The organism is Enterococcus casseliflavus (assembly GCF_029215545.1).
Lineage (GTDB): Bacteria > Bacillota > Bacilli > Lactobacillales > Enterococcaceae > Enterococcus_D > Enterococcus_D casseliflavus.
Genome location: NZ_CP119393.1, coordinates 886,918 through 900,807, shown reverse-complemented (window position 1 = coordinate 900,807; position 13,890 = coordinate 886,918). Strand labels below are relative to the sequence as shown.

The window sequence follows — 13,890 nt, the reverse complement described above, 5'->3', positions numbered from 1 at the left end:
CTCTTCGTCGTATCATCATGTTCTTAACCCGCCTTACTTTTCTTGCGCTCTTTTATGATCGTATACAAAATACCAATCATTAAAAATTGGAACAGTGTGTACAATATAGCGATCGCTGATGCATAGCCTTCTCTTCTGGCCCCGTCATAAGTGGATTCTAATATAATGGAAACTATTGGATTTGCTTCGAAATTTGCTAAAAAAACGACTATAAACACGACAGCGACATTGATCAACGGAAAAATGATCGGTAAAGTGATTTTCCAAAAACTGACCCAAGAAGAGGCGCCGTCGATCGATGCAGCTTCATAGATACTCGGGTTGACATTTTGTAAGGATGCTAGAAAAATCAATACTGGAACTGCACAATACCATAGCAGTTGCGCAATCATTTCAAATAGCTCTGCAATCAGTAGAACAACCGCTTGTGAAGGAATAAAAAGTTCTAAAATATCGAGAATCACGAGATTCGCCACAATTCCTGTTCCACCATACTCACTGATCATGGTCATCAGTTTGCCGCTTAAGATGATAATAGGTAGAAAAAAGATCAGACGAAAGAACCAATTACCACGGATTTTTTGGTTCAATAGCATGGCGATAATCACGGATAAGGCGATGATCACAGGTACCTGAAATAAGGTAGCCACAAAAAAGTCTTGCAAGGCGATCACAAAGTCAATATCTTGAAACAAGATTCGGTCATAATTCTCCCAACCGACCCAATTATAACGCCAGCCTGAACGAATCCCGTAGGAGACGTTATGGAAGCTAAAGAAGATCGTTCGACTAAGCGGATAGGCGACTAACGTCAGAAACCCAATGATCCAAGGACTGACAAAAAGCAACCCTGTTAACTTCTTTTTCTTTTGCATGGATAATTTCATCGAACAACGACCCCCTTTCCTTCTACTGTGACTTCCCCTGTATCAAAGGTCGTTTCATTATAATTGATCGTTAGTGTCTTTTGATTAGCATAGGTTACTTGAACGACCCCCTCTGCTAAGCGTTGATGGCCGATCATCTCACTTCCTCTGACACCTGCCAAGGCTTCGTTCATTGCCTCATAATAAAAGGTGATTCGTTCTGCTAAATACTCATATTCAGAAACAGTGATTGCACTCGCACCGGTACCTTTCATTTTGTATGCGGGTTCCCCCGTCAAGACGAATGCGGGATAAACACCAAATTCGATCAGTCGCAAAAGGGTATCTTGGTCATAGGAAACACTATTCAGATAGGTGGCATACATCTCAACTTGTCCACTTAAAATCAGTTGCAACAATGGAATCGTTTCATCAATAAAAACAAACCCTGAAGAATAGATAGGCGTATCATAATACTCATCAAGATAAGGGAAAAGATACGCATTTGGTTGATAGATATTCGTTGCTATTTCAGCTGCTTCCAACCGCTCAAGCAGCTGTTTGACACTGGTCATCGTCACAAGACTACTATGGATCTGACGTTCTTCAAAAAAAGTAAATACATTGTGATCAAAACCAGCCAAAGCCAGACTTACTCCCGCAAGATCAGCGAGTGTCGTTAAATCATTTTCTAAAGATGAAGCATAGAAGTACGGACTGTTCATATAATTGAGGGTTGCCTTTTCAGGATCAAAAAATTGAAAGTCATTCCGATTTAATTTGTATGTTTGCTGATTGCTTGCATTGTGATACGTTTTTGTATAGTCGACGTAAAAATTGAAATCTACCTCGTGTTCATGAAAGTAAGCCAGTAACGCTTGGAAATCATCGTCATTGTTCAGATTTTTTTGTGGGCCAATGCCATACGTCCAACGGTCTTGCAGAAACGCTTTGGCAGTGACGGTTAATTGCTCGATGCCATTTTCTAGTAATTGTTCCGTGATAGCTTTTGCTTGAAGAGGATCTGTCAAGGTTACTTCCTCAATCCCCAAATTCCCCATCTTTACTTCATTCATCAAAAAATCGATTTTTAAAGGCAGCGATTGTTCGGGCGTTTCTTTATCTTTGGTTTTTCCAAGCTGTTCAATAAAGCTGCGATAACTCTTTGCCAGCCCAACATAATTTGCCTCATCTTCTCGCAAGAAAACATAGCGTTGCACGACATCATACTCGTTGGGAAGCTCTTGAAAACCTAGGATATGCTGATCTTCATTGATCCGACTTTGAAATTGAGAATAGGCGGTTCGATACGTATAAGTAAAATAAGATTGATAGAAATGTGTATCCGTATTTTTGGGTCGATAGTTATACGTGGCATAGCTTTCTCCGTTTTCAGAAATGACTAAAACACCGGCACTATTCTCTTCTTTGATCACACCATAAAGAGGCAATGTCAAAAGTTCAATTGGTTTTGAAGGATAGGCACCGCCTCGAGGATTGTCCTCATATCCTTGATCTAAACCATAGACTGGTGCCGAATACCCCACCAATGACCGCGGTGTCTCATCAAGGCGAATGGTTGCTCCAGGACCATCGGGTATGACCAAATACCCCGTTTCTTCCCCTTCTGTACTAGCAAAAAAAGGATACATGATCAATTGGTTCAATGAAATATTATTGTTTCCCGGCTGCCAAAGGTTTTCATTGTATTCTTCAATACTCTCCTTCGGAATATGAACAAGAAGATCCCCGCCTTGAATAGTGACTCTCATTTCAAAACGAATCTTTTGTGAAGTAAAATCAATTGCAACAACAAAGCCATCCTCATGAAATTGGTATTCCCTCGTGACCCCTGAGTCCATCAGGGTACGCCGTCCCGGTGTGGCTCGGTCATAGGTAACGATCGAAACACCGGACTTGATATAATTGATGATTTCTTGACTATACTGCATCTCAACATAGTCTGCTTGGTAATCATAAGACGCCCACTGCTCACCATTCACCTTATCAAAGACAAGAATTGCTGCCGTCTCCTCCTCGACATACAACACGAGTTGTTCATTTTCAGCCGCTAATCGAAAAGTGTCTGGAATTTCTGATGGTGCCTCATACCTCCCCTCAGAAACGTTTGCTGCGGTATTGACAGTCACCGCCTGAAAATCATTCATCAGCGGCTCGATCGTAGGTCTTACCTCTTGCGAATCGAACAACCAAAATCCCAGTAAAACAATCACTGGTAAAAATAGTATATAAGTCAGCCATTTCTTATTCATCGGGCACTCACCTCAGTTATCACGTCTAGAATAAAGTTGATTAGCTGGCTGCCTAATGTATAAAGGACAAACACACACAATCCAATAATCAACATGGTAAAAATACTTTTGAAGATAATCGTAAAGGTCTCGCCAACTTCATAGTTGTGTAGATCTTTGATCACAAAAAATTGTAAAAATAAGACCCAAAGACCTGCAATCGCTTGTGGGAGATAAAAAAAGACGCTTTGTTCTAAAGTGAGACCATTACTCAGCAAAATCACCACTGGGAAAACAAACAATATTGGTGTCATCGCATAAGCTGTCCCATTGACACTTTGAAGAAACGTGCCTTCCCCATCATTGATCGAGCAAATCAAGTAATTCGATACCATCCATAACAAGACGACAAAAATGAAGGTTGCTAGCTCATACAAAAGATAAGGATTATCTGCTACAAAGATCACATTCGTCCATTGATGGTACATGAGAAACAAACCGATGTAGAGAAGAAAGAGAATCATAGAGAAGAACACGGATACCCGTTTGCGACGCTTGATCGTATAGATCCCATCAAAAATTGCTTGATGAAACTCGAAAATAAACAAAAAATTATCGACGAATTTATACTTTTTCAGCCATTGAAGCTTATGAGTGAGTGAAATAGAACGCCGACTAAATTTCTTCACCAATCGCCATAAACTCCACAATATCAATCCAACTATCATCAAGACAAACAACGTATTTAAATTGGCACTCAACCAGTCTTGCCGAATCTCCCAAAAAGCCGCTGATATTCCTGGTGTAAACTCAGCACTCATAAATTCTTGGTACGCCAACTGTGCTTCACCTTCTCGCAAGTAAGCGTTACCCAATCCGATCCGTGCATTATCAAACACTGAATTATAATTCAAGGTATATTCCCAAAGTTCTTGACTGACTCGGTACTCTCCTTGTTGATAACTACTCATGGCTTGATGGACCGCTTCGGTGAAACGAGTGCGTTCATACTTCACTAGCGAAGCGGCTCCTTGATCGACGACGATCAGCTCATTTTCGGACGTTGCTGCAATACTCGTAGGTCGGCTTAAAATCCCGAAACGACTAGAGATCACATCATTCCCTCCAAATACGAAGAGCAACTGCCCTTGAGAATCGTACTCATAGATCCAACCATCTGAAGAAACTGCATAAACACTGTCCTGCTGACCGACCCAAATACTTTCCATATTAAACTCACCTAACAAATTGTCTGGAAAATAATTGGTCCCTGCAACGTTAAACTTTTTGATCGCACCATTTGCCAACGAAGAGGTCACCGTGTAAACAAATCCTTTTTGGTCAATACTCACATCCGCGATAATGTTTGGAAAGACAGTTTCCATCGCTTGTTGCTGCGTTTCTGTTAAAAAGAAGGAACGGATTTTATCTAGAAGGGGGACATTTAAGGGATTGGCACCAAAAAAAGTCACGAACTCTCCTGTACGATTCAGCATAATCAAGCCATTACTTGATTCAGAACCTCGAACATAGATGTTCCCTCGCATATCCACCGCAAGATGCGTCGGTAAAAAAGGATATCCTTCATTGAACACGGGTGCATCTGGCGTACCAATTTCTTGTAATAATTCATGGCTCTCTTTGTCATATAAGAAAATTTTATTTCGGCTCGTATCTACTGCATAAATAATATCTTCTGTCACGAAAGTACTATGTACTTCCACCAATTCTTCACTCTCTAGAATTCCTTGATAGGACAACGTTTTATCAAGAATGATGACTTGATTCAACCCCGTATCAGAAATATAAATATTGTCTTCATTATCGACAAAAACATGATTTGGTTCGACAAATGAACGACCATCAAACGCTGTGATTTCCTTTGCAGGTGTATAGGCTGTTTGGGTCCGCAAAAAATAATTTTCACTATCCGTCGTAAAAGTAAAATATGGAACCTCTTGGGCAACGGCTTTATTCGGTAAAAAAGTTGCGAAGACCATAACAAATAAAATAAGCATCGTCATCTTTTTCATATCACTTGATCCCCGTATGCGCCATTGAATTCATGACTTTATTTTGTAAAATGATAAACAACAATAAGTTAGGGACAAACATAATCAGTCCACCGACCGCTTCGACACCCGCACTTGCGACGACATTTCCCGTTTGCGAAGAAAGGGTCGACATATAAAACGGAAGCGTCCGGATAGTTTCACTATCCATAAAAATCGCTGAAGCTTCTACGTTGCCCCATACGGACTGAAACGTCAACAACGAAACAGTGATCAGTGCTGGTTTGATCATCGGCATGATAATACTCCAATAAATTCGGGCGAAGCTTGCTCCATCCATTTTAGCTGCTTCGATCAAAGAATCTGGGATCTGATCGATAAATTGCTTCAATAAAAACAAGCCTACGGGCATTGCCAACATTGGGATAATATGCGCCCAAATCGAGTTATATAAGCCCAATTGAACAATGATCAGAAATCGGGGGATCGCCACCGCAACCGGAACGAACATCAGCGCCAAAGTATTGATTTTATTGAAGGTCTCCTTACCTTTAAAATGCAGTTTAGACAATGCAAAGGCTGCCGAGGAGCTGATCAACAACGTCAAGACAATCAACGTGAACGCTACGAATAAACTATTGAACAAATAACGGCTCATTGGGATACCGGATTGATTGGAAAAATTGGTCAAGAGCTGAAAATTTTCTAATGTAGGCTGCCGAACAAAAAAAGTTGGCGGATAAGCAAATAACTCGGTAAATGGTTTAAATGCATGATTCACAATAAAGATCACTGGTAACCCCATGATCAGTGAAACGAAGATCAAAAGTACGTGGATCTTCGTTTGGTCTTTATGAAATCGTTGTGGATTCACTTTAACGGGACTCGACATCTTTTCACCACTCTCTAGATAATAATTTTAGTTTTCACTAAACAGCTTATAGCTGACACGATTAAATAGGACCACAATAAGTAGTAGCACAACTGTGACGGCTGACGCATAGCCTAACTCATACCGTGTAAAGCCAAAGTCTTGCGCATGATCAACGATCAACCAACCGGAATATTGCGGAGGTGGATTTCCACCACTCAAAGCCGCCGCCAATCCGGCGGTGTTAAACGTGCCAACGATGGCCATGACTGCCCCAAACAACATTTGAGGTTTCATAGAAGGAATTGTAATAAAGAAAACTTCTTGCCATCTATTTTTCACACCATCAATACTTCCTGCTTCATAAAGTGAACGATCGATGTTCAATAGACCACCTAACATGGCTAAAAAGCCGACTCCCATGCTACTCCAAATCCCGATAAAAATCATAATGACAAATAAAATCGTAGGCTGCTGTAAAAACTGAATCGGTTCTCGAACGATCCCCCATTCTAAAAGCCAATGATTCAAGTAGCCAGTCTCATCGCCACTGAATAAAACGCGCCAAACCGTCCCCATCATAATAGAGCCCGTAATTGAAGGCGAGTAAATGATCACCGTATATATGGTTCGCATCCGATGCGTGACTTGCGAGATATTCCACGCGAGGAAAAAAGCCAACATATAGCCTACTGGACCGACGATCACCCCATACAAGATCGTATTCATCAGTGCATTTTGTAAAAAGATCGTATCCCCCATGATCAAATCAATATAGTTTTGAAAACCAATAAATTCTGGAAATTGAACGGTATTGAAATAGGTGAAGGATAAAATAAAAGCGACTAAAACAGGCAATAAAATCAGTAAACCGAATAATAGTGCATAAGGCGAAAGAAAGAGAAACGATGAATTCAACAGACGATCTAGCCAGCGATGCTCTTTTTTCGTTGTCTTTTGACTTGATTTAGTTATCCCCATCATGACTTGGTATCCACCTTTCAATTGTTTCTAATACGGGGACATTAAAAGGTCGGACCAAGACATCTTCTTGGATATAACCAAATTCCCTCAATTTTCTTTCCAACTCTTTATCGATAATCCCGACGGCATGATCAATGGCGATTCGTGGATTTTCCCCATCTAAAACTACTTTGTTCCAAGCATTACTTAGCTCTCTTTCAACAATATAATCTCCAGGAACTCTGCCTGTGGTTTGGATCCATTGCCATTGGTCTAAAATCACTTGCTTTGATTCTTGCGGCCAAGCGCTTGCTTTGAACCCATCTAGATTAGCGGGCAGATAAAGGAATTGGTGACCCAAAGTCGCCTGGAGATCATAGGAGAACGTCGCCTGTGTTTCGCTACTGTTCCACCATTGTAAGAATGACCAGCTTTCTGCTTTTTTCTCACTATCGCTAAAAATGATCGATGCAGAACCATAGGTAGGATCCCAGCGCTCGATTTCTCCCTCTGCATTTTCTATACCAGGAATTGGGATCATCCCCCATTGTCCAGCGATTTCAGGTGCTGCGTGTTTTAATTGCACATACAGGTTCGCATCACCGATCCCAATCGGCGTTTTCCCATCCCGAAAGCTCTGATAAAATTGTGCAGTAGTCAAGGGCATATTGTAGACCGTAAATAGACTAGTCATAAAATCAAACGCTTCATAGGCACCGCCTAAATGAATCTCCGTTTGACTCCCTGTGTCATCAAACAGTCTGCCGCCGTACTGATAAATAAAAGGTGTCGTCGTGTCGAAACCTTTATGTGAGCTATCTGATCCTAAAGGAATATAGATATTCATGTCGTATCTTTGCAACAAAGGAATGATACTGATCATTTCTTCCCAAGTTTGTGGCGGTTCTTCTCCGATCATCTCCAATAGATCCTTGCGATAATATAGCAGTTTGACGGTTTGCGTTTCTGGAATCGCATAGACGCCTTCGTCATAAATGTATTGCGTAAAGGAATTCGGATTGTAATTAGCAGTAAGCTGGTCAAATCCCTCCAATGCACTAAGATCCTCGATGATCCCTCGCAAACCCAGCTCAAACGGCATCCCATGACTGACACTGAGAGCAGCATCTGGTACACTTCCTGCAGCATTATTTAAAATGATTCGTTGTTCATCTGGTAACAAAGATAAGTTCACTTGGATTCCTGTTTTTGGTGTGAATTCTTCATCAACCAGTCGCTGGATGATCTCCAAGTTCAATCGTGATTGATTGACCCAGACCTCAATTGCTTCTCCCTCAGTTTCATTGAATTGCCTATATCTTGGATTGATGAAGGTATAAATAAATGCCTTAACTCCTTCGAAGGCTGTAGTAAAGATCCCAGCTCGTTCCCTTGGTAATTCCGCATTGGCATCGTGGATGAAAATGCGATCCATTGATAACGGACTAGTGATCAATGTTGGCAGAACAGATTGAATCCTTCCGTATGCGGAAGAATACCCTTGATTAAAACGGGTCAAATAATGCGGCAAAGTATCAGGCTGTTCATAGAAACTCTCTACCATTGAGATAGCCACGGCTAATTCAGTTAAAATGGGCAATTTTTCGTTGCCAAATAAATCGATAAGCACTTCTTTTTGTGTTTCCAATCCCTCTAGGATCTCTGCTAATGAAGCTTTGAGTTCTGGAAAATAAGTTTCGATCCGCCAGTCTCTTTGACGATCGACCAAACCACCCGTCAAGCGCACGACTTCTGCACCAATGGCATCCATTTTTCCCAGTAATGCAAGCAGTTCATGATAGGGTGCTGCTACTAACGTGCTATCAATCGTAAGAGACATCGTGTGCTGTCCCTCTTCTAAATAAAAAACATACGCGTTCCCCTCAGTATCACTTAGGGTTTCATGCGTCCACTTATTTGCGTAATCAAAAGTGTAGGTACTCATTTCCTCAAATGGAACTTCGCCATTCAACTCGATTCGTCTTCTAGCAGGCATACCGTTATTCATATTTTGTAAATACTTGAAGGTGATCTGATAAAAACCACTCTCTTCTACATCAAAAAGATACGTCACCTTGTCTCCGGGTTCTGAAAAAGAAGCACCATCTAATACATTCAATAATCGAGTTTGATAGTCATAAGGGCTCAATGCTGGGTTTCGGAGATATTGCCCACGAATACTTCTGCGACTTTTTGTCAAAGGCGCTTCCGTCTCGATCGTCAACAATTGTTGTTCATTTTGACTTGATGTTCCTTCATACAACGCAAGATATTCTTCGTAAGAGGGAATCGATTGTTGCGTATTCTTGATAATGATATCTCCTAGTAAAAGAACCCCTTCATTTACCTCAAAAGAAAAGGTATTCGCGCCTTGCTCAAGTTCAAACTTCAATGGTTCTGCAAAGAAATGATTTGGGTCTTTCAATGGTTGTTGCGCCCACTCCCCAACTAGTTCTGATCGTACTTGAAGCTGATCGCCATAACGGTCAAATTGAATAGCGGCTTCATCATTTGTTTGCTGCCATTGTAGCGGCAACGTCAATGCATTCATCTCATTAAATTGACTGGTGTCGTTGATTCTCAATGACAATTCTGGATTTAAAAATGTTTGCTCATCTACACGATAATCCATCCATACTTCATACAAACCACTGACTGGCACATTGATGTCAAACACTATTTTGTCCCCAGCTTGAATACTGGTGACATGGCCCTCATAGTTTTTACTCTGAGAAGGAGGAATTAATTCGCCACCTGTGCGTTCTGGCGCTTGATTGGTCACTTCCTCAAGGGGAATCTCAAGCCCTTCTTTTGCTCGCCTCATCGCAATCGCATAATAGTGGTCCGCTTCATAGGAGAAGGCCATTACTTCTTCAGTAGCCTTTACTTCATTCCCCTCTGCTTCTTGCTCCCCTCCACTATCGTTTTGGGAAGAAAGAGCTGCTGCGAATACAATCGCAATCGTTACTACGATCGACCAGGCGATTTTGACCGTCCTTCTATTTTTCTTCTTCGTCATAGCATCCCAACCTATCACTCATTTTTTGATGCAAGGAAACCTTGTTATGGTTCCAATGACCATAACAAGGTAGGTATTGACTATAGTGATCATCGATTGTATTGTCGTAAGTATTCTTCGATCTGTTCATTGATTCTGCGATCCCATTCGCTTGCAATGTCACTGTAGCGAACACCTTCATCTTTGATTTGATGCATGATTTCCCAAGGATCGACATCTCCTTGAACATTAGAGAATCCAGGCATCTGTCTTGGGTAAGCCACTGGGTTTGAAAGCTGTTGTTGGAATGCTTCTTCTTTAAAGGCAGCAAAATTGTAGTTTGCTAATCCGCTCTCTTCATCGAAGCCTTTTACCAGTGGATGATTTGCTAGTACCGTTGGATTGGTCGTGATTGGCCATCCTTGAATAAAGTCCATCAAGCGATCTTCTGCTCGTAGTGGTGCATCTTCTGGAAGACCTGTATATTCATCGATCAATGCCCATCTGGACAGCAATCCTTCCTCACCATAAGTCAACCACTTCAATAGCTCAAATGCCGCCTGCGCCTTGAAAGGATCATCTTCTAACTGACTAGAGATACTGAAGGTATCATAGTAACCTGGAATATAGGTTTCACCACGAGGAGCAGTAGGCATTGGGTAAATATCGATCTCCATATCCCGCGTTTCGATCAATTCAGAAACATCGCCACTTAACGCCCATAACCAGCCACTATCTAACACTTGCAAGCCATCACCAAACGCCCAACTCAAGTTGCCGACTTTTGCTACTCTTTCCTCTTCGCTCAGATCATAAAAATGCAACCCTTCGATTGCCTCGCGGGCAAATCGCTCATAATATTCACCAAAATTAGTTGCACTAGCTAAGTCCCAGCGTTCTGTTTCAATATTGAATCCTTTCCAGCCATTGGGAATATCATCAAAGTAATTTGGACCTATTTCACCAAATCCGACAACACCTGGAAAGATTGGGCTGTTTGGTGTTAGAACTGCAATTTCACTTCGAAGATTTTCGTACTCCTCATAACTCCAGTTGTAGTCTGGAATCGCAATGTTGTTTTCTCTTAGGAGCCGTGTATTGACTAACACATATTGAGAAACAGACTGCCACGCCAAGCCATAGATTTCTTCTCCGTCATGGGTACGTAAAAACTCCATTGCGTTCTCAGAGATCCATTGCGCTTCATCATCTGCTTCTAAATAAGGGGTTAAATCAAGCGTAAATTCACGATCGTAAACTTCAGCAGACATCGGCGAAAAATAAATGTCAGGTAAGTCATTGTCTTGTGCACGGGCATTCAGCATTTCCAATTGTTCAAAGTTTCCATTTTCACCATTGGCAAATTGCGCATCACGAATAACATTGACGTTCGGATACTTCTCCATAAATTTCTCGATATTTAACCACATTGGATTTTCGCTATTTTCTTCCCCATAATAGCGGCTGGCAAAAACCAGATCGATCTCTTCTTCTTGCCAGGCAGGAGTCCCTTCTTCCCCTTGTGTTGCATGATTTCCAGAACCAATGGTTTCTTGATCATCCGAGTTACTACACGCTCCCAAAATAAATACACTGGAGAACAAACAGACCGACTTTACTATTTTGCTATTTTTCATACAAAACACTCCTCAATTTTATTTTGTCTTTTATTTCTTAATGGAAATGGGACAACTTTCCTTAAGCGCTAGGCAATCTTTTTTAGTTAAACGTTTACGTACGTATTACGTAAACGTTTAACCAGAGTCTTTTCCTTCACCCTCTAATCGTAACGATGAAAAACGATAGATGTTAACGAGTCGCCGATTTTAAATTGTTATCGGAAAATTCTCATAATTTTTTTACTCACTGTGGTACATTGTTTAAACTCTCTCTTTGATTCTTAGATTGTTAGTTTTCGCTGCAATACCAGAAAAGATACACTCTGCTATTATTCATTTTGATCTAATTATTAGGTTTCTAACATACTGAATCTATCTGTAAGCGCTTCAGTTATAGAGTAATAGTACCATATGATAACAGATACTCAATATAAAACTTATAATTTGTGCAAATAACCTCCCTATTTTATCTCGAAAAACGATAAATTATCGCCTTAAATAAGGTAATTTACATAAAAATATTTTATTTTTTGATTATTTAAATTCAATTAGAAAAAACAGCCTATAATAATATAACAAAGCATACAAAACGATCGGTGATGACAAGCTGACGAATTAGTAAACTATCGATAATTATTTCTTCATTTTTATTTTTCAAGAAAACAAAAAAAGCACCGTGCTGTGCACAAGTGCTTCTCAAGGTGGATCCTTTAAAAAAATGTTTCTGTGATTCGTATCAATGATTTTTTGCGCGCCATTTGATCGTGTCTTTTGTCTTACGCTGTTTTGTTACTTTGATTCCTTTTGGAGCCACACGAATCGCATAGTCTTCCTTTTTGACAACGTCATAGACATGCTCTGCAACTTCCGTTACTTTTTCTTTTAGATTCAGTTTAAATTTCATGTGTTTTCATCTCCCGAATGCTTTACTACTAGCGTATCGCAAATAAAAAAAATCTTCAACTTATAGCCCTTCCTCAAACCAAAAAAAATAATGGTTAAATAACGAAAAAAACAGCAAGACTACTTGCTGTTTTTTTCTGCGTATTCATCTGACTGGGGTAGCTGGATTCGAACCAACGCATGACGGAGTCAAAGTCCGTTGCCTTACCGCTTGGCTATACCCCAATAATGGTGGAGGAGAGTGGATTCGAACCACTGAACCCTAAGGAACGGATTTACAGTCCGTCGCGTTTAGCCACTTCGCTACTCCTCCAAAAGGTTTTTCTCAAACCTGACAATAGTTATAATACCGAAAAAGATAACAAATTGCAAGAGCAAAAAGTAAATTTTTCTAGAAATTATTCATGTAAATTCCATTGGCGAATAATCATCTCGATCGCAGCTTCTAAACTTCTGCTTGAACCTAGATCTTCATCCCCTAAAAAGCTTTGAAATTCTTTCGGTCCAGTCGTTAAAATCTCACCGATACGTTTTTTACCAATAAACAATTCATTGACGGTATAGTCTTTGCCATGAATGGCTTTCGTTGTTTCTTCAATACGGACTTCGATATCTTTATTTTTCTTAGACATGATTGCACCTCTTTCTTTACAGCACCTTCCTATTTTAACAGAAAACCAGCAAAAGAAAAAGAAAATCTCATCTGGAACGAAAAAAAGTAGTCAATCGTTACGATCGACTACTTTTGCTGCTTTGTCTCATTTCTGGTTCGTCAAGACAGCACTGGTTACGGTATACCCCGCATCGCTTAAGATTTTCTCAATCGCTGCGACTTGGCGCGACTCTACTTGGATCTCAACAATCGTTTTTAGCGCCATCCGATTGACTACGATGGTCAAAATACTCATCTGATGATCGGCAAGCAGCTTGGTCACGTCTGCTAACACGCCTACATGGTCATCCGTGATCTCGATGGACACTCGGGTTCCACCATCATGGTAGCCAGTGATTTTCAAAAAGGCATCGAAAATATCATTGTTGGTAATGATTCCCACTAGGGTATCATCATCCATGACTGGTAAAACCCCCACGTTTTCACTACGCATGACGGAAATGGCGTCCTCTAATAGTGCATCTGGTTCAATCGTGGTCACTTTTTTCAACATGATATCAGCGACAGTCGTTTTATTTAAGAGATAGTTCATTTCATAAACGCTTAAGCTTGTCGCTTTTGAGGGAGTTGCTTCAGCGATCGTTCCTTCTGTGATCAACCCTACTAATTTACCATCGTCAACGACGGGCAGACGGTGGATATCGTGCTGCTTCATTAAATCTACTGCATCAAAGATCGGTGTCTGCGAATCGACGGTGACGACCGTCTTCGTCATAAAATCACTTACACTCAT

10 protein-coding genes and 2 tRNA genes are annotated in these 13,890 nt (G+C 40.7%); all 12 read right to left on the bottom strand.

Translation table 11 applies throughout. From position 1 onward, the window contains the following. Nucleotides 1–23 precede the first annotated feature (23 nt). The 12 genes from P0G38_RS04310 to P0G38_RS04255 all read right to left on the bottom strand — a co-directional run bounded on the left by P0G38_RS04310 (nucleotide 24) and on the right by P0G38_RS04255 (nucleotide 13,890). Nucleotides 24–887: a carbohydrate ABC transporter permease gene (locus P0G38_RS04310; RefSeq protein ID WP_115232640.1), complete on the bottom strand. Its 864-nt coding sequence runs from the start codon at nucleotides 885–887 to the stop codon at nucleotides 24–26. Further along, complete coding sequence (locus tag P0G38_RS04305) at nucleotides 884–3,139, bottom strand: DUF5696 domain-containing protein (RefSeq protein ID WP_275854101.1); 2,256 nt, start codon at nucleotides 3,137–3,139, stop codon at nucleotides 884–886. Before P0G38_RS04305 ends, P0G38_RS04310 begins: the two co-directional genes overlap by 4 nt. After that, the gene (locus P0G38_RS04300) at nucleotides 3,136–5,151 is read right to left on the bottom strand and encodes a hypothetical protein (protein WP_275854100.1); all 2,016 of its coding nucleotides are present in this window, start codon (nucleotides 5,149–5,151) and stop codon (nucleotides 3,136–3,138) included. The genes P0G38_RS04305 and P0G38_RS04300 overlap by 4 nt, the downstream gene beginning before the upstream one ends. Nucleotide 5,152: 1 nt before the next feature. Continuing rightward, nucleotides 5,153–6,022, bottom strand: coding sequence for a carbohydrate ABC transporter permease (locus P0G38_RS04295; RefSeq protein ID WP_275854099.1), 870 nt, complete (start codon nucleotides 6,020–6,022; stop codon nucleotides 5,153–5,155). Between the two features lie 27 nt (nucleotides 6,023–6,049). Continuing rightward, nucleotides 6,050–6,985 (bottom strand): carbohydrate ABC transporter permease, encoded by a 936-nt coding sequence (locus P0G38_RS04290; RefSeq protein WP_087627829.1) that lies wholly within the window; start codon nucleotides 6,983–6,985, stop codon nucleotides 6,050–6,052. Continuing rightward, nucleotides 6,969–9,983, bottom strand: a complete 3,015-nt coding sequence (locus P0G38_RS04285) for an extracellular solute-binding protein (RefSeq protein WP_275854098.1) — start codon at nucleotides 9,981–9,983, stop codon at nucleotides 6,969–6,971. Before P0G38_RS04285 ends, P0G38_RS04290 begins: the two co-directional genes overlap by 17 nt. A gap of 89 nt (nucleotides 9,984–10,072) precedes the next feature. Next, the gene (locus P0G38_RS04280) at nucleotides 10,073–11,599 is read right to left on the bottom strand and encodes an ABC transporter substrate-binding protein (RefSeq protein ID WP_275854097.1); all 1,527 of its coding nucleotides are present in this window, start codon (nucleotides 11,597–11,599) and stop codon (nucleotides 10,073–10,075) included. Nucleotides 11,600–12,317: 718 nt separating this feature from the next. After that, the gene (locus P0G38_RS04275; RefSeq protein WP_005228760.1) at nucleotides 12,318–12,485 is read right to left on the bottom strand and encodes a hypothetical protein; all 168 of its coding nucleotides are present in this window, start codon (nucleotides 12,483–12,485) and stop codon (nucleotides 12,318–12,320) included. Nucleotides 12,486–12,637: 152 nt separating this feature from the next. Further along, nucleotides 12,638–12,709: transfer RNA gene (locus P0G38_RS04270), tRNA-Gln, on the bottom strand. A gap of 4 nt (nucleotides 12,710–12,713) precedes the next feature. Further along, nucleotides 12,714–12,797 (bottom strand) — tRNA-Tyr (locus P0G38_RS04265). Between the two features lie 85 nt (nucleotides 12,798–12,882). Beyond that, nucleotides 12,883–13,116, bottom strand: a complete 234-nt coding sequence (locus P0G38_RS04260; protein ID WP_005228752.1) for a DUF2969 domain-containing protein — start codon at nucleotides 13,114–13,116, stop codon at nucleotides 12,883–12,885. A 126-nt stretch (nucleotides 13,117–13,242) separates the two neighbouring features. Then, nucleotides 13,243–13,890: a CBS and ACT domain-containing protein gene (locus tag P0G38_RS04255; protein ID WP_010749788.1), complete on the bottom strand. Its 648-nt coding sequence runs from the start codon at nucleotides 13,888–13,890 to the stop codon at nucleotides 13,243–13,245.